This window comes from Parabacteroides caecihominis (assembly GCF_023656785.1).
Classification (GTDB): Bacteria; Bacteroidota; Bacteroidia; order Bacteroidales; family Tannerellaceae; genus Parabacteroides; species Parabacteroides segnis.
Genome location: NZ_JAMOKS010000055.1, coordinates 13,990 through 32,536 on the forward strand (window position 1 = coordinate 13,990; position 18,547 = coordinate 32,536).

Sequence of the window (18,547 nt, forward strand, 5' to 3'; positions counted from 1 at the left end):
GCCCGCTACCTCGCCTTTATTTCAATACTTTATTTTAAAGCACATCAATATTCCTCTTCATTGAAGAAGAAGTCTTCTTTACTTGGATAGTCAGGCCAGATATCTTCCATGCATTCATAAATCTCACCTTCATCTTCCATTTCCTGCAAATTCTCTATTACTTCTAACGGCGCACCAGAACGTTGTGCATAGTCAATCAATTCATCCTTGGTTGCAGGCCAGGGCGCGTCTTCCAACTTCGAAGCTAACTCTAATGTCCAATACATAGTTATCTAGTATTAACAACTGCCCGAAGACAGTCAGGTTCTCAAATTTCCCGCAAAAATAAAACAATATTTCTTAGATGCAAGTATAATCCCAAATAATTTCTTTACCATTATTCCTAATACACTCCTTACGGGCCAAAACAAACAGATAATCAGACAATCTGTTGACGAAAATAAGTACAGGCTCTTCGACGGGATTTGTTTCGGCCAAACGGTATATCTGGCGTTCTGCACGGCGGCAGACGGTACGGCAGACATGCGCCAGCGAAGCGGAACGGCTTCCTCCGGGCAGGATGAAGTTTTTCATCTGCGGCAGCTCACCGTCCAGGCGGTCGATCTCCCGTTCGATACGTTCGATGCTTTCGGGGGTTACCTTGCTCTCGATCTTCAGTTCGGTTGTTTCCTGGTCGGTTGCCAGATAAGAACCGATGGTGAACAGTTTATGCTGTATGAAAGAGAGGAAATCAATGTCGGCCTGATCGTCCAGGGCTGTGATAAGCAGCCCGATGAATGAATTCAGTTCATCGATGGTTCCGTAACTTTCTATGCGCTGGTGCGCTTTCGATACCCGCTGGCCTCCTACAAGGGAGGTTTTTCCCTTGTCGCCGCCACCGGTATAAATAAGGCTTTTCTTCATATACTTCTTTTTTTATTCAATATTCTTAATATAGTGTCGTTGGTAGGGGCGGTTCGTGAACCGCCCTTACAGTACCGCCCTTACAGCATCACCGTCAGAAGTAGACTATATAGTCGCGTTTATGTAATTTCTTGTTGAAGAATACGATCCCCATCGAATAGAGGTCGATAGTCACCGTTACTTCGGGATGCGAACATATCTCCTTCCAAAACTCTCTCATCTTACGGCTTGCTTTGATTCCCTCAAAAACAAAGACTGAACCGTCGTGAACATGTTTACTGCATTCATTAAACAACCAAACGTTGTTTTGTTGTTCATATAATGTATTAAAAAATACAAAATCCACCTGCTTCATCTCTTCCAGTGCCTGTGGAAGCAGTTCTTTATAGGTTCCCGTCCGCAGGTCGACCGGGTTGCGGGCAGCCTTTTCGAAAGCAATTCGGGCGATGGAAGCGAACTCCGGGATATTCTCGAGGGCAATACATCTCAATCCGGGGGCGTAGGAGGTCAGATACAGGGTGGATAACCCCATCGACGGTCCCAGCTGGAGAATGTTTTGCGACTTGAAATAGTTCGCCAGGCGGAAGAGCAGGGCACCATGCTTGGGCTTGATTGCTTCGCGTTCCACTATTTCACCGACCGTACGGCGGCGCAGCTTTCCTTTCTGCTGCCTGTCCGGATAGGTTATAATATTGTCCCGGAAAAGTAACTGTTTCCGGATCAGTTCTATATCATAAAAGCTATAATACGAGCAATGTTCTTCTATAACCTTGGTGATCAGGTTGAAGACGAACGGAGAATGGACACCGTATCCTTTACGATAACGGATGCCCCGGTATAAAAGTACACTTTTCCGTAGGGTATTAGCTTTGGGTATGATCTGCATTTCTCTTTTTGTATTTGTCACACAAAAGTAAGATATTCTTGTTTATTGGCAATATTTAGCATCTATAGAATGTTGTTTGAAACAGAATATCTATATATTTGTCGTCGGTTTTAGGTTCAAATCTCAGTAAAACAAGAGTTTGTGAGGGCAGAAAGAAGAAGGCAAATATTTCTGGCGTGGTTGTTATTCATAGCCATGCTGCCGTTCTTTGTCGTGAAGATCACGCATAGGCATGATCCCGGCGAAGCGGTTTGCTGTTCTTCCGACACGGATAAGACAGAGCATCACTCGCAGAATCCCGACCACTGTCTGATTTGTAATTTCTTTCTTTCCCCGTTCCTTGAAACGCATTCATTTGATTTACATTTCCTGTTAGCGCTCAATCCTATCGAGCGTGTTACCTTTGCGGATGAGAAAGTCTTTTCGCTTTCTTATTCCCATTACCTGCGTGCACCGCCTGCCGGCTGTTGACAGATGCAGACTGCATCTCTTTAATTTTCAATTTTCAACTATCAATTGTCAATTAACAAGTTATGCGTATCGGAATAATTCCGGGTATGCTGTTGGTATGCTGTATAGCTACCCTTCATGCCCAAAATCCCGATTCACTCCGCAATGTGTCGCTTTCCGAGATTGTGGTGACTGAAAACTATCAGTACCTGCGGAACAGGAATACGACGCTTCATCTGGATGTGGTTGGGAAAGATTTTCTAAAAGAGCATTTCTCCGGCAATCTGATGCAAACCCTGGAACAACTTCCCGGCGTTCATTCGATGGATATAGGTTCCGGCTTTTCGAAGCCGGTGATCCGGGGTATGGGCTTCAACAGGGTGTCGGTAACGGAGAACGGAATCAAGCAGGAAGGCCAGCAATGGGGGGCCGACCATGGGCTTGAGATAGACGCTTTCAATGTGGAACAGGTCAATATACGGAAAGGGCCTGCCTCGTTGCTCTACGGGAGTGATGCGATGGGAGGCGTGGTAGAAATTACGCAAGCGGCTCCTCCGTTTGACGACCAGGTATTCGGCGAAGTGAGCCTGCTGGGTAAGTCGGTGAACGGTTTGTTCGGCGGTTCTGTGATGCTCGGAGTAAAGAAAGAGCGTTGGTACACCAGGTTGCGCTATTCGGAGCAGCATTTCGGTGATTACCGTATCCCGACGGATACGATTGTCTACCTGACGCAGAAAATCCCCGTTCATAACCGCCGGTTGAAGAATACTGCCGGGTTCGAACGGGATGCAAGCCTGTTTACCCAATACCGGAAAGGGAGGTATATGGGAAATTACGCGGTAAGCAATGCCTATCAGAAGGTAGGTTTCTTTCCGGGAGCTCATGGCATTCCCGACCCGTCGCGGGTGGAGGATGACGGCAGTTCGCGGAATATCGAACTGCCGTATAGTTTTGTGAACCATCTGAAGGCTACGACTCATCAGGAGTATGCCTGGGAGAAGCTGCTGCTTCAATGGGACCTGGGATATCAGAATAACCACCGGGAGGAATGGAGCCGGTTTCATACACACTATGGCACGCAGCCCGTACCGGAAAAGGACCCGGACAAGGAGCTGGCTTTTATCCTGAACACATTCAGTTCGGGAGTGAAGGCACGGCTTACAGGTTCTTCCGTGTGGGATCATAGCGCTGGTTGGGATATGCAATATCAACGGAATACGATTGCCGGCTATTCGTTTCTGCTGCCGGAATATACCCGTTTTACGACAGGTGTTTCCTGGCTGACGACCTATAAGCCGACCGATGTATTGTCTGTCAGCGGCGGCTTGCGTTACGATATCGGAAAAACGGATATCAGCTCTTTCACGGATTCCTATCTGGAGACTTATCTTCGGGAACAGGGGTATAGCCAGGAGGTGATCGACCGGAATAAAGTGCGCAGTCATGCGGTGGACAGGACTTTTGGGGATTACTCCGCCTCTTTGGGTGTTGTATGGTCGCCAGTGAAAGAACATCTTTTGAAGGCGAATATCGGACATAGCTTCCGTTTGCCGGGCGCGAACGAGTTGGCTTCCAACGGCGTGCATCATGGTACGTTTCGCCATGAGCAGGGAGACCCGGACCTGGATTCCGAGCGGGGATGGCAGTTGGATATGGCTTATTCCTTCTTCGGAAAGTTCTTTTCGGTGACAGTCTCCCCGTTTGTCAGTTGGTTCAGTAACTATATCTATTTGAAACCGACGGGGGAATGGTCTGTGCTGCCTCATGCCGGGCAGATTTACCGCTATACCGGTGCCGAGGCGCTGTTTGCCGGAGGAGAAATCTCAGTAAAGGTGGACTTACCCTTGCATTTCACGTATGAACTGGGAGGAGAATATGTGTACACCTACAATTGTGATGAGCATATCCCGTTGAGTTTCTCTCCGCCGGGGTCTTTGCGGAATACGCTTTCGTGGGAGAAAAAACGGATGCGTTTCTATGCGGAGCACCAGTATATAGCCGACCAGAACCGGGTAGCAAGAAATGAAGACCCGACACCGGGGGCGCAACTGCTGCATCTGGGAGCCGGTTTCCGTATCCCTGTCGGTGGTACGGATATAGAGTTAACGCTGTCTGCCCGGAATCTGCTGAATACGAAATATTACAACCATCTCAGTTTTTACCGGAAGGTCGAAATCCCGGAGCCGGGACGTAACTTCCAATTATTAATTAAAATTCCATTTAAAAAATTACTCAAATGAAAACGATCTCTTATTTATCAATAGTTAGTGTCATGGCCTTATCAGTTTTGTTTGTATCCTGTTCCGATGATGAAAAACAGGGCGATACGACAAAACCTGTCATCAACCTGATCGAGCCGGAAGAGGGGGCCGCCCTGAAACCGGGTTCTTCCATTCATTTCGAATTAGACCTGGAGGATGATGTGATGCTCGGCTCCTACAAAGTGGAGATACATAACAATTTTGACGGGCATGGACATACGAAGGCGGAAACTTCCGGAACGGAAGCATTCGCATATAATAAATCATGGGATGTATCCGGACAAAAGAATGCGCATATCCATCACCACGAGATAGAGATACCGGCAAACGCCACCGAAGGAAATTACCACCTGATGGTTTATTGCACGGATGCCGCCGGCAATGAAGCGTATGTGGCAAGAAATATCGTATTGAGCGAGGATGGGGAGAGCGGGGAACATTGATAGTTCCCCTTTTTCTAATCAGAAACTCGCCTTCTCCGGCTCCGGTGCCACATACGTTAATATCTGGCCGCTCAGTTGGAGGAGGGAGATTTCGCAGAGTTTGGTTGAATATTCGGCGATGGATTGCCGTTCTTCGGCTTCCAGCAGGCTGATTTGGGCTTCACGCAATTCGATGCCGGATAATTCACCCAGTTTGTAACGGTCTATTGCGATGCGATGGTTTTCGAGGGCGACAATTACGTTTTCCTTTTCCAGGCTCCATAGGTCGAGGTTGTTCCGGTAAGCCATCCACAGATTGCTCATGTCGGCACGGAGGCCCAGTTCCAGTTCCTGCTTTTTCAGCTGGCTGTTTTCTATCTGGATGCGGGCGTTGCGGCGTTCGCGGCGGCGGTTCAGTCCGTCGAACAGGTTTAATCCGACAGTCAATCCGTAATTTAATCCTAAACGCTGTTGCAGGTCGGTTGCTCCTACTTCATACCAGTTGGCTGTGTAGCCATAGCCGGCATTCAGCTTCACATACGGGTAATCGCGGCTTTTTACTTTCTTGTAATCCAGTTCGGAGAGTGTCTGATTCTTCTGGGCGATCAGCAGGGAGGCGTTCGAAGCCAGCGTGCTTTGCCAGAGGTCTATTTCGTCCAGGAATATGTTCGGGCGTATCACCGAATCTTTTAAAGCGATCTGTTCGTCGATATTATCCAGTGCCATCAGCTCGTTCAGCCGGATACGGGAAGTATGTACGACCTCCAACTGGTTCAGCACGTTTGAACTGTCGGCATTGAAGTCGACCTGCGCCTGTTGCAGGTCCATTCGCGAACCTGAACCGATATGATAGCGCTCTTCTGCGATACGGACACGTTCACGGGAAAGGTCCAGGGAAGAACGCAGGTTGCGCAGACGGATATACTGGCGGATCATATTATAATATTCGCCGGAAAGCGTAGCGACAAAATCTTCTATCGTCAGGCGGGTATCCAGTTCACCCATTTTTTTCAGTTCTTTCAGGCGGGCGTATTCGGCCTGGATGCCGAAACCGTCGAATACCGTCCAGTTTACGTTCAATCCGATATTCCCCGTTTCACTGTTCACTCCGTTTTCCTTTTCGGTCGTACCGTTAGATAGTTTGTTACGGTTATTGTTGACCGTACCACTGAATCCGCCGCTTAAATCTATTGTAGGCAGATAACCGGCGTTACCTTGTGTGGCATTATTATCACTGATCAGTTGCTCGTTACGTATGATGCGGATGGAATAGTTCCGTTCCAATCCGGTTTCGATGCATTGTTTCAGGCTGTACACCTCCTGCGCTTTTGCACCTAAAGCCGCAGAAACAGCCAGTATCGTTATCAGGATTCTTCTCATATCTTTTTTGCTCTGTCTGTTGATATAAAACTATACATGGCGGGGACGATGAACAAGGTCAGGAAGGTCGAAACCAACATACCACCGACAACGGCAACACCCATCGCAATACGTCCCTGTGCCCCTTCGCCACTGGCATATACCAGCGGAACCAATCCGAGGATCGTAGACACACTGGTCATCAGGATCGGACGCAGACGTTGTGTGGATGCCGAACGGATCGCTTCGGCCATACTCAACCCCGCTTCCTGGCGCTGGTTGGCAAACTCCACGATCAGGATACCGTTCTTCGCCACCAGACCGATCAGCATGATGATACCGATTTGACTGAATATATTCATCGTGATACCCGAATAACTCATAAACATCAAGGCCCCTGCAATAGCCAGCGGCACGGTGAACATCACCACCAGCGGGTCTTTGAAACTCTCGAACTGGGCGGCAAGCACCAGATAAATCATCAACAGCGCCAGGATCATGGCGAACATCAGACTGGAAGAACTCTCACGGAATTCCTTCGATTCGCCGGAAAGGGCGGTACGGAAACTGCCGTCGAGCGTCTCAGCCGCAATACGGTCCATTTCGTCCAGGCCGTCGCCGATGGTATAGCCTTTGTTCAGACCGCTGGATACCGTCGCCGAAACGAAACGGTTATAACGGTATAGCTGGGGCGGTGCCACGTCTTCAAGCAATGACACCATATTGTCCAGCTGGATCATCGAACCGTTGTCGCTGCGTACGTAAATCGACTTCAGGTCGAGCGGCGTGTTACGCTGCTGGCGGTTGATTTCGCCTAATATCTGATATTGTTTACCGTTCATATAGAAATATCCCATGCGCTGCCCGCTCAGTGCATACTGCAATGTCTGGGCGATGTTGCGGGTACTGACGCCCAGCGAAGAAGCCTTGTCGCGGTCGATCTCGATGCGCGTTTCCGGCTTGGTGAATTTCAGGTTCACGTCCGCCATCTGGAATATAGGGCTTTCGTTGACCTTTTGCATGAAGGTAGGCAAGTGTTCCGCCAGTTTTTCCAGGCTGGGAGCTTGTAGTACATACTGCACCGGCATACCTCCGCGGCGTCCTCCGAAGGTGGACTGCTGCTGAACGAATGCACGTGCCTGAGTCTCTTTTCTCACGGCAGCCGATAGGTTTTCGGCTATTTCCATCTGTGAGCGTTCGCGTTCTTTGATGTCCGGCAGAATCACACTGATGTTGGCATTGCTGCTGGAAGCACGGTTCGTCAGGAATTTGCGTTCGGGTGCAATGGAATCGGCCAGTTCGGCTATCCGGTCGGAATAATCGCGGATGAATTCGAAGGTGGCACCCTCCTGGGCACGCATATTGATGGAGATGGAAGAGCGGTCTTCCAGCGGTGACAATTCGGAACGGATCGTTTTCCAGAAATATCCGATCGAACCGAACATGACAACCACGATCGGAATAGCCCACCATTTATGGCTCAGGAAATAATTGAGCGACCGGGAGTAAATAGTATTCAACCCTTCAAAGAAAGGTTCGGTCTTTACATACAGCCAGTTTTTCTTTTCCCGCTTGCGCAGTAATTTGGTGGCAAGCATCGGAGTGAAGGTCAGGGCGACAAACGAAGAGATCGTCACAGAACCGGCGATCACAATACTGAACTCCTTGAACAACCGGCCGGTCATCCCCTCCATAAATACGATCGGAAGGAATACGGATACCAGCGTAACGGTCGTTGAGATTACCGCAAAAAAGATTTCCTTCGAACCTTCGATACCCGCCTCTTTCGGATTCATCCCTTGTTCGATGCGGACATATATATTCTCGGCCACCACGATCGCGTCGTCTACCACCAGACCGACCGAGAGCACGACTGCCAACATGGTCAATACGTTGATGGAGAAGCCGGAGATATACATCACGAAGAAAGCACCGACCAAGGATACCGGGATCACCACGCAGGGTACCAGCGTAACACGCCAGTCGCGCAGGAACAGGAAGATGATTAACACAACCAGCGCCAGCGCCACATAAATCGTCTCTTCCACCTCGTAGATGGAGGCACGGATAAAACGGGTATTGTCGTAGATCATTTCTATCGACACATCTTCGGGAAGGTCTTTCTTTAACTGTTCGATACGGTTGTAGGCCTCGTCGGCAATCTCGATATGATTCGCTCCCGGCTGGGGAACGATTACGCAGATAACCATCGGCTCACCGTTTTTACGCAGGATACTGCGCAAGTCTTCCGGGGCCAGTTCCGCCCGCCCGACATCTTTAAAGCGGACGATATTGTTTCCGTCTTCTTTGACAATCAGGTCGTCAAACTCTTTTGCCGTATGCATCAGTCCCAGTGTACGGATAGACAGGTCGATCGTATTCCCCTCGATACTGCCGGAGGGCAACTCCACGTTTTCCGCATCAACCGCGTTTTTCACGTCCAAAGGAGTAACCCCGTAACCCGCCATCTTGATCGGGTCGAGCCACAGGCGCATGGAGTAACGTTTTTGTCCCCAGATATCCACACCGCTCACATTCGAGATCGTTTGCAAACGTTCTTTCACCGTCAGTTCGGCGATTTCACTCAGTTCCATCAGCGAACGCCTGTTGCTCTGTACACCGATCTGCATGATAGGGGTAGCATCGGCGTCGGCCTTCGATACGGTAGGAGGGTCGCAGTCGCGCGGCAGATAGCGTTGTGCACGCGACACCTTGTCGCGCACGTCGTTGGCAGCCGTTTCCATATCCACCGACAGTTCAAATTCGACGGTGATACGGCTGCTACCCTGGCTACTGACACTGCTCAACGAACGGATACCCGGTATACCGTTGATATTTTGCTCCAACGGCTCCGTGATCTGGTTCATGATAACCTCGGCATTCGCTCCCGGATAGGATACGTTGACCGAGATAATGGGTTGGTCCACACTGGGGAACTCGCGAACCCCCAGAAACTTGTAGCCGATCATACCGAACAGCAGGATGACGAGCATCATTACCGTCGAAAGTACCGGCCTGTTTATACTGGTTTCCGATATATTTGCCATAGGGGAATTTAATACAGATTATCAATTGTTACTTGCATGCCGGTACGCAGCTGCATCACACCGGTAGTGATTAGTGTATCACCGGGTTGTACGCCATTAAGTACCTGTACATGGCTTTCCGTACGCAGGCCGATCTCTATTTCAGCCGGTTCGGCTACTCCGTTTTTATACAGGTAAACAACGTTCTTGCCCATTTCCGGAATCAGCGCTTCGCTCGGGATAGCCAGCGCATCCTTGATCTCACGCTTGGTGATCTCTACGGAAGTGTAACGGCCGGGGAAAATGCTTTCATTCGTATTGGGATACGTGGCACGCACCTTCAGGGTACGGGTCGTCATATCCATTTTACTTTCGACGGCATATACTTTCGCGTTGTAATCGCGCATGATACCGTTCGAATCTTCCAGGCGGAAGACGATCATCGTTCCGTTCTTCACATCGTTTGCATATCTTTCGGGAATGGAAAATTCGATTTTTAACGGAGATATTTTAGTCAGCTTGGTAATGACGGTTGTCGGAGAGACATAGGCCCCTTCGCTGACCGAGCGCAGACCGATGATCCCGTCGAAGGGAGCGCGCAGTTCGGTTTGCAGGATATTGGCTTTTACCAGGTCGATGTCGGCCATCAGCTTTTCATACTCAGTCGTTACCTGTTCGTAGGCCTCCTGGCTGACCGCATCTTTTTCCAGCAAGGTGCGCTGGCGGTATACCCTGTCTTTTGCCAACGGGATCTGGGCTTCCAGCTTCCTGAGCTGTGCCTGTAAAGGTTTATCGTTGATCTTGGCCAGCAGGTCGCCGGCTTTCACATGCGTTCCTTCACTGAAATAGATATTCACCACTTTTCCGGACGATTCGAAGGATAAGTCTACTTCTTCGTCGGGAATGATACTGCCTGTACTGATTACTTTGTCGGTCAGCGATTGGAATTTCAAGACTTCGGCGTTAATGTTCAGCACTTGCTTCCGTGCGCCTGTTCCTGGTGCGGGAGCTACAACGGAATCCTTGCCTGATGCTGTCAACTGGTTCTTTATCTGTGGATAAACAATCATTCCTGCAATCATCAGGAAGATTGCGGCGGTAACGCCCCACTTCACTCTCTTCGTCATATTTTCAATGGTATCTACTTTAAAACTTATCAATAGGCATGTAAATATACACAACTCAATCGAGATATAGACAAACGGAATAAAAAAAGGTTTAATCGGTGGTGATAAATATCTCTTTTTTCTTGCGTCTTATTGTATTATTCACTATATTTATATCATTGAATAACGCTTAAAATTTAAGACTTATGGAAGAAATGTATTGCGAAAAACAAATTACAAAAGAGCGTATGGAGTGACCGAATTCGCCCAATTGTATTTCCCGGGTCGTACACCGATGGTTGCCTATCAACGTATGTGGGAATGGATACGCACTTCGCGCGGGCTGAAAGCGAAACTGGAAGCTGCCGGATGGGTGAAATTCCAGAAACTTTACACACCTAAGCAGGTGGCGGTATTGATCGACCATCTGGGAGAACCTTAATGCACAGACCTTTTACGATCTGTTGCCAATAATCATCGCGGCATCCTGTCCGCCCTAAACACTTAGTACCATGAACATGGAATTAAACCAAACCGTTGAATGTACTTTCTTTGCTTCTGCGTTCAACGTCAACGATCTGCAAACAATAACTTTAGACCAGTACATCGACCAGATCAGAAGTAAAAAGTATGCCTCTGCTATCACCCGCCTCCGTGCCGAATATCTTGCCGGGCATACGGAAGAAGGGGATAAGCGTAAAAAGAAACTTCCGCTGCTTGTTGCCGGAGGAATCATGAAAGGGGGACGAAAACGCGAACACCTGGTGCGTTACAGCCGTTGCATCATTGTCGATATCGACGGTGTGCCGACTTCGGCGGAAGATGTTCTCCGCCGGGCAGAGGGGTTACCTTATGTCAAAGCCGGGCATATCAGTGCTTCGGGCAAAGGCGATAAACTTTTCATACTGGTGGACAGCGACCTCGACCTTCATCTGCCGGCTTTCGAAACCGTCTGCCGCAAGTTGGAAAACGACCTGCCCGGTATCGTGATCGATTACTGCGGGAAAGATCCTAACAGGGGATGCTTCGTCAGCTACGACCCTACTGCTTTTTATAAAGAGAAATCCGAAGTCGTACCTGTCAGGGCGGAAGCTCCGCCGGCACCGCAGAAACATGTTCCGGCTTCAGCCATCCCGTCTTCCGACGGAGCGCTGGGTAATTACATGAATAAGTTTGAGACCGACAATTCTTTTTCTTCCGGCAATCGCCATACGTTTGTCATGAAACTTTCGGGGGCCTTGAACGCTGCCGGATTCGAAGAGTCCGAAGTGAAAAGAGAATGCCTGAGCCGCTATGCCGAACCGGGTTTTACGGAAAAAGAGATTGCCGGTATCGTTTCGGATATTTATACCCGGTACCGTTTGTCCCACGGAAGCAACCCTTATTGCCCTCCCGAGCACCGGAAACCGCATCAAAAACTCAAAAGCCCCAAAAGTTTACCTGATCGTCCCGATAGCGAAGAAACGGACGAATTTGAGAACGAAGGCGTTGATATAGAACCGGATGAAACCCTTCTTCCTCCTTTCCGGGAAGAGTTTTTCCAGTCGTTGCCATCCCTTATCCGGGACATTCTGGCGTATGCCCGCGATGATACCGAGCGGAGCGTCCTCTTGTTGTCGTCGCTGGCCATGTTGAGCAGCGTAACGCCCCATGTGCAGGGTTCCTTTGCGAGGAAAGAGTATCAGGCTCCTTTTTACGGAGTAGTTATCGGCGAATCCGGAAGCGGGAAGGGTTGTGTCGCCTCCCTTTTTAAGCTGATCGCTTCGTGGCAACGCTATGTGTACGACAATTCACGTTGCGAGGTGAAAGAATATCTGAAGAAAAAGGAAGAGTATGAATTGTATCAGAAATTACTGCTGCGTTCGGGAGGAAAGAAACCAACCGGACTGGCTCCCGAAAATCCGGAACCGATAAAACAGATGAATCTGAATATCTCCGGTTATACCTCGTTGGCGCGGATGATCGAGCAACTGGAAACGAACAGCCATTATGCTTCCTGCCTGTTTGAAACCGAAATGGAGGCTGTGACCAACACGCTGTTTCAGGATTATGGCAACTATGGTTATCTGCTGAACCAGGCGGCTCATCACGAACGGATCGGCAATTCCACCAAGACGAACGGTTCCCTGCTGGCTTCTTATCCGTTACTGAGTATGTTGCTGACGGGTACGCCGGAGATGTTCCGTCGCCTGGTCCCTTCGGCGGAAAGTGGTTTGTTCAGCCGTTTGATGGTCTATAAGATTGCCGGGCATGGTGAATACCGTCCGCTTACTTCGGAAGATGACACTCCGGCGGCGGCCCATTATTTCGATAGCCTGGCGGAACGGGTGCTGGATATCGGCGTACACCTGGACAAACATCCTACCTGGGTGCATTTCAGTGATACGCAGCGTAAACGGCTGAACCGTTATTTCAAACAAGAATATAATAACGTACGTGTGTTCGGGCATGAAGATGTGGCTTCCGCTGTGTTGCGTTACCGGTTGGCTATCTTTCGTATTGGGATGGTGCTCACGGCGATCCGCAAAGGGGAGACACTGAGTGAGGAAAAAGATTGGGTGATCCGTGACGATGATTTCGAAGTGGCTTTCCATATCGGTACGATCTGTTTGCAACACACCTATGTGGTGAGCACTTCCCTGAAGAGGAATAAAAAGGAGTTGCGTTATAAAATGCCTTTCATTTCGCAGAAAATCTTCGCCGAGATGCCGGTAAAATTCAAGCGTGCGGAGATTCGTGACGCGGGACATGTCCTCCTTCTAAGCAAATCTTCGGTCGACCGTTTATTGACTTCGGCTGAGAAAAACGGCTTAATTGTTTCATTAGGAGCTGGTTATTTTCATAAAACAACCATAGGAAGGGAGATTTCCGTGCCGATAATACCCTAGGAAATTTTTGAGGCTTTTGACGCAATTAACTGTAGTTAACAATCACTTTCCCAAAACCACCTTTTCCCCCAACGGGTAGTAACTGGTCTGAAAACGAGTAGGCATCGGGGTTCTGACGGGTAGGCAGCCATTTTTGACGGGTAGGCATCGGATAGGATATTCCTGAAAGATGAAATTTATATATGCTTTGAAATCTAAAACGTGAGTATAAAATTGAATGACTAGAAAAAACGTTCCTTTTTTCTCGCCAGCAAAGGTACCATATTCTTTTAATCCTCCAATCATTTTCAAAATATTTTTTTCTTTCCTATATCCTTTCTTATCAACAGAATAGCAAAGTGAGTACGAAAATCGCTCTTTTGAACACAAAGATAAAAGAAGCGAAAAACAATGGCGAGAAAAAAGGAACGTTTTCTCTAGTCATTGTTATAGAATCAATCAAATTTGAGACATATAAATATAGTATTAATTTTAAATTTTTTCGTATGCGAAACTTTACTAAAACAAAAGTGCTAACTCTTAGCGCTATGTTGGTTTTGGGCTCAGCATCGGTATTTGGACAGGTTGAAAATGCTCCTGCATGGGATGCTGCCAAATACGCAGGTTTGACTGCTGCTCAAAAACCTATTTTGTATGAAGCTGAAGGTAATGACGTACTGCCGGGTTTCCCTGGTAAGGCTGTAAATGTAGATGGCAAGAAAGTTTGGGGTAATGGTGTTTATTTCCGTGCTTTTAATGGAACTGCTACTACAGCTAATGTATATTATCCCAATATTACCGAAAAGCCGACAAACAATTATACCACTACTACGGTATGGCAAAGTGGTACTGACTCTTTAGGAATCTTCTTGGGTGACAGTCAGAGTGGTGAGTTGATGTTCGATTTGTCAACTAAATATATGACAAATGTACGTGAACTGAAAGTTAAGTTAAGTGCTGAGAACTTCGGTTTGGCTGCAACTTCTTCTGCTGATTGGCATATTAAAATTGCTGTATTTGATTTGGAAGGTAATCCAGTAAAGAGAAGTGAAATATTGAAAAATGGTTCTGCTTCTGCTAATGCTGAATTTAAATCTGACGGTGCAATCTTTAAAACAGGTGCAGCTGATGTAGAAGATAAAGTAATCAATTTGTTCGATGTTGTAACAGATCCGATTACTGATGCAAGAATGTTTATTGAAGGTTCTTTGGATAATAAGTTGATCCAGGTGACCTTGTGGTCTGATTTTGTTGCCATTAAGGATGTAGAAGAAACTGGTTCTAAGAGCCATTTCGCTCCGGCATTGGTTGTTAGCGGTTTCCAGATGAATTTCGACGAACCGACTTTGGCTTTGACTGCTGATGTAACATCTTTTGAAGCAGGTTTAGGTTTAAAGAGTTGTACATCTGGTACTTTGGCGTTGAGCGCAGAAAATGTAAAGTTGCCTGCTAAAACAACAGCTGAAGATGCTTTTGTATGGACAAACGTAACAAATAACAACGATGTTGTTCGTGCTGAATTTGAAAAAGAATCAGATGGCGTTAAGTTGGAAGATGAAGTAACATATGATTTCCAACCGAAATCAATCGCTACTTTCTCTGGAAAATATGCTGCTAAGTTACCAGAAACAGATGTATTGAATCCTATCCGTTTGTCTGCTGAAACAGGATTAATTTCTGCAAACTCTGTTCCTGAATTAGCTTTCGCTAAAGATCATATCTTTTTTAATGAAAATTGCCAGACACAAGAAGTAGAAGTTGTGGGTAAGAATATTCCTGATCAGAAAACATATCCGATGGATTTCTTGGCATATGAAAAGATGACTTCTGATCAGTGGACTTCATATGGTAAAGTGAAAATAACTGACGGTATTAAATATTCTTCATGTGGTGTAATAGAAGAAGGTTCTAAATTGACTTTAGCGTTGAGAGAATGGACTAACGACATCACTCGTGAAGAAGCATGGAAAATCGCAGTGAATGCAGACTACAAACCGTTAGGTTTTGATGCTTATGGAAAATTCGGCTGGACATTGGCTGCAGCTAGAGTTGGCGCATTGTGGTTGACTTATGAAGGCGAAAACTTTGACGGTACAGTAGGTCGTTATACAGCCGACAATGTATTCTTCGCTCCTTATAATAAGAAAGATGCATTGGATAACTCTCGTTATGCTTCACGTGTTAAGAAATTGGTGTTGCATGGTAGCGAATTGAAACCTACAGGAAATGACGGTATCGCTAAAGTTCGTGTAACTTTACAGAATATTGCAAATGCAAACCAGAATGATACAGATAACCAGGAATTCCGTTTCAAATTGAGTGAAGATGGTGCTTGGGTAAATAACAATACGGATACATTGGAAATCAGCATCAATACATTGGACGATGCTAAGATGAAGCAGTTCCGTGAAGAAGGTCTTCCTATTTACGTACAGTTCGTTCCGAATAAGGATGGCTTCTTGGATCCTGAAAAAGCAAATGTAAAAGAATGGAATCCTGATACATATGAATTGCAAGTTTGGGCTGTAGGTGTTGAGTCTGAAAGCAATTGCCCGTTATGTGGTGTTGGTGTAGTTGCAGGTTTATATGGTGATACTCGTGCTAATCTGTGGAGTAATATCAATAACTTGAACCTTATCGACGAAATGCACAATTCTTATCGTCCTTCATTTGGTACAAATTTACCGAACTTAGTATATCCTGAATTCCAGAAATATTTTGGTAAGGTATATCAGGATGAATGTGATTACGTAAACCCATTGGCAGTAGACTCTTTCTACGTAGCTGGTTACAACTTGGAAAAAGTAGTTAATGTAACTCGTAAAGCGAATGTAAGCGCATATCCGAATGCATTTACTTATGTAATCAAGGATATGTTGAATGGTGGTGCAGCTGTTGATAAACTGACTCCGAACCAATATGGTGAAGTGTTAGGTTTAGTGGTTGTAACATTCAATCAAGCTACTAAAAACGGAGCTATGCATAGAGCTGAAGATTTGTTCACTGTTAAGTCTAACGAAAATGTAATGACTTGGACAGACGGTGAATTGAATCCGTTAGAACAGTTTAATTATATGCATTATGTAAACGAAGGTGGAGTATATGGTTTCATTTACAAACCTGAAATTACAATCACTCCTGCTACAGATATCACAGCTAATGTAGATTCAAAAGCTGATGTGAAGGTTGTTATCGAAGGTAAAGAATTTAACCCGCTGACTGCAACAGAAGCTATTAAGGTTTCTTTGGGTACAGTAAATTATGATAACCCATTTACTTTGACAGCTCCGGCAAATGTAAAGGTTGATGTGAACGGTTCTTTCACTACTACTGCTACTGTTCACTATGCTCCGACTGCTGCTACAGCATGTGCAAAAGAAAATGTAGTGATTGTAGAGGCTAACTGCTTAACGAATGATTTGGCAATCGCTGGAGAACCGACTGTTGGAGATGAACTTCCTGTATTGCAACCGATGGTACACGGTGATATCGACGGTGCAACAGCTGTCTTGAAATGGGAAGGTATTCCGGGTGCTGACTATTATGTAGTACAGGTAGGTCACTTGGCTCCGAAGAATACATCTAAGAATGTCTTCATGTCTGAAGTATTGGCTAAGAGTAAAGGTTCTAACCAGAATAGCGATATTTTGTCTGTAGAGTTGTTCAACGGTACAGGTAAAGTAATCAATCCTAAAATGATTGTTAACTATTATCTGAAAGTAGTTCGTACAGATAAAGCTGGTGACGAAGAAGTATATTATGGTCACTTCAAGAATACAACTATCAATACATTCAATCTGCAAGGCGGTTGGACAAACAGTGCTGTGATCATCAGTGAATTCCGCGATAAGAAGGGTACAGATGAAAACGCAGGTAACCTTGTAAACATCACAATTAGCGATCAGTATCGTTATAATGTATATCTGATGGAAGGTGAAAATCAGATCGACGTCTTCACATTCGGTGAAGCTGGTGCTCACTTAGCACGTAAGGCTTATAACGGTATGCCTGAAAACCAGGGTGAATTCAACATCACTGACTGGGAAACTATCAATACTTCTTTAGTTGATGGCAACGGTAATGCTTCTTATTGGTGGGAAGGGCCTGAAAACGTAGAGTTCAACTTGGTTGATGGTGCAGAATCTGTGAAAATTCATGCTGGTAACGAAGCTAACTATACGAAGGATGGCAAATACTTAACTGTAAATGTTAAGAACATGAAGCCGAATAGCTTGTATGATGTAACAGTTACAGCTTATCATCCTTGTCTGTTTGCTGATGGTAAAACTTTGTTAGCACAAGAATTCATTCCTACTTCTCAGTTCGTTGGTGACAATGTAGGTGAAATTGAAATCGAAGTTGGCAAGGAAGGTACTGTTACAGCTAACGATGAAATCAATGCTTCTGCTGTGAAGGTTGTTGCTGGCGAAGGTCAGATCACAATTGTTGGTGCAGCAGGCAAGAGAGTAGCTATCAACAATCTGCTGGGTCAGACAATTGCTAATACTGTTATCACTTCTGATGACGCTGTTATCAAAGCTCCTGCAGGTATAGTTGTAGTAGCTGTTGAAGGAGAAACAACAGTTAAAGCTATCGTAAAATAAGAAATTATTTATAATCAATAAATTAGAGTTGACTGCGCGATTCCGTAAGGAATTAATTAACCTGCGATAGGCGAACAAGTGGTTAATATTAATACTAAAGTAATAAAATAAAGTTCTTCTGTTCTACCTCTGTGAAGAGTGAAAACAGACAAAAACAAAGCCCCGGCAGAATTTCCTACCGGGGCTTTCGTATGAAATAGGAAACAAAACCGGATCACTGAAGAAAAGTTCTAAAGTACTCGTGATATACAATTGTAATCAGGGCAACCGTACCAAAAGGATGTTCCAATTTAGAAAGATTTGAGCTATCTGCTAATTATAGGATGAGCCAGTTGGCGACGGTGTCTTCAGGCTGTAGGCCTGTAACAAATTAGCCCAGGGTTCTACCCCTGGGTCCCCTTGAATCCTTTTCTTCCAGAGGTACCCTGTAAGGGTGCGACAAGATGGAAATGGTTGATATTTATCTTGTTTCGCCCCTACGGGGCGGAAAGACAGAAACGGGTTTTCATAAACCTGTTTATAGTGACGGGAGTAACTAATTCCCCTCTTGAGAGACTGTGTAAAAACATATCTCAAAAAGATCTTTGACATTTTGTATAGTAAATAGAAAGAAAATTAGTTCTGGAAAAAGTTCTTGTTCTCAAATTTTGGCTGAAATCGACC

General features: G+C 46.2%; 12 protein-coding genes. 6 read left to right on the forward strand and 6 right to left on the reverse strand.

The genetic code is table 11. The features are described from left to right. Positions 1-44: 44 nt before the first annotated feature. The 3 genes from NBH14_RS26800 to NBH14_RS26810 all read right to left on the reverse strand — a co-directional run bounded on the left by NBH14_RS26800 (position 45) and on the right by NBH14_RS26810 (position 1,789). Complete coding sequence (locus NBH14_RS26800; RefSeq protein WP_005633363.1) at positions 45-266, reverse strand: DUF2795 domain-containing protein; 222 nt, start codon at positions 264-266, stop codon at positions 45-47. 73 nt (positions 267-339) lie between these two features. Further along, positions 340-903 carry a cob(I)yrinic acid a,c-diamide adenosyltransferase gene (locus tag NBH14_RS26805; protein WP_186961807.1) on the reverse strand — a complete coding sequence of 188 codons (564 nt, stop codon included), beginning with the start codon at positions 901-903 and terminating at the stop codon, positions 340-342. 94 nt (positions 904-997) lie between these two features. Continuing rightward, complete coding sequence (locus NBH14_RS26810; protein WP_186961819.1) at positions 998-1,789, reverse strand: O-methyltransferase; 792 nt, start codon at positions 1,787-1,789, stop codon at positions 998-1,000. Positions 1,790-1,930: 141 nt separating this feature from the next. Here NBH14_RS26810 and NBH14_RS26815 point away from each other — a divergent pair, with 141 nt between their 5' ends. The 3 genes from NBH14_RS26815 to NBH14_RS26825 all read left to right on the forward strand — a co-directional run bounded on the left by NBH14_RS26815 (position 1,931) and on the right by NBH14_RS26825 (position 4,943). Beyond that, positions 1,931-2,260, forward strand: a complete 330-nt coding sequence (locus NBH14_RS26815) for a hypothetical protein (protein ID WP_186961808.1) — start codon at positions 1,931-1,933, stop codon at positions 2,258-2,260. A gap of 62 nt (positions 2,261-2,322) precedes the next feature. Then, entirely contained in the window at positions 2,323-4,479 is a 2,157-nt protein-coding gene (locus NBH14_RS26820; protein ID WP_186961809.1) for a TonB-dependent receptor, read from the forward strand. Next, complete coding sequence (locus tag NBH14_RS26825) at positions 4,476-4,943, forward strand: DUF4625 domain-containing protein (RefSeq protein ID WP_186961810.1); 468 nt, start codon at positions 4,476-4,478, stop codon at positions 4,941-4,943. The genes NBH14_RS26820 and NBH14_RS26825 overlap by 4 nt, the downstream gene beginning before the upstream one ends. A gap of 18 nt (positions 4,944-4,961) precedes the next feature. On the opposite strand, the gene NBH14_RS26830 is transcribed toward NBH14_RS26825, so the two are convergent. The 3 genes from NBH14_RS26830 to NBH14_RS26840 are packed head-to-tail and all read right to left on the reverse strand — an operon-like array spanning position 4,962 to position 10,434. Next, a complete protein-coding gene (locus tag NBH14_RS26830) occupies positions 4,962-6,302 on the reverse strand; it encodes a TolC family protein (RefSeq protein WP_186961811.1) in 1,341 nt (446 codons plus the stop codon). Further along, a complete protein-coding gene (locus NBH14_RS26835; RefSeq protein WP_186961812.1) occupies positions 6,299-9,328 on the reverse strand; it encodes an efflux RND transporter permease subunit in 3,030 nt (1,009 codons plus the stop codon). Before NBH14_RS26835 ends, NBH14_RS26830 begins: the two co-directional genes overlap by 4 nt. A gap of 8 nt (positions 9,329-9,336) precedes the next feature. Further along, positions 9,337-10,434 carry an efflux RND transporter periplasmic adaptor subunit gene (locus NBH14_RS26840; protein WP_186961813.1) on the reverse strand — a complete coding sequence of 366 codons (1,098 nt, stop codon included), beginning with the start codon at positions 10,432-10,434 and terminating at the stop codon, positions 9,337-9,339. Between the two features lie 232 nt (positions 10,435-10,666). Here NBH14_RS26840 and NBH14_RS26845 point away from each other — a divergent pair, with 232 nt between their 5' ends. The 3 genes from NBH14_RS26845 to NBH14_RS26855 all read left to right on the forward strand — a co-directional run bounded on the left by NBH14_RS26845 (position 10,667) and on the right by NBH14_RS26855 (position 17,884). Continuing rightward, the gene (locus NBH14_RS26845) at positions 10,667-10,855 is read left to right on the forward strand and encodes a DUF4248 domain-containing protein (RefSeq protein ID WP_250817908.1); all 189 of its coding nucleotides are present in this window, start codon (positions 10,667-10,669) and stop codon (positions 10,853-10,855) included. Between the two features lie 70 nt (positions 10,856-10,925). Beyond that, a complete protein-coding gene (locus NBH14_RS26850) occupies positions 10,926-13,301 on the forward strand; it encodes a DUF3987 domain-containing protein (protein ID WP_186961815.1) in 2,376 nt (791 codons plus the stop codon). 485 nt (positions 13,302-13,786) lie between these two features. Then, positions 13,787-17,884 carry a DUF6383 domain-containing protein gene (locus NBH14_RS26855; RefSeq protein ID WP_186961816.1) on the forward strand — a complete coding sequence of 1,366 codons (4,098 nt, stop codon included), beginning with the start codon at positions 13,787-13,789 and terminating at the stop codon, positions 17,882-17,884. Positions 17,885-18,547: the final 663 nt, after the last annotated feature.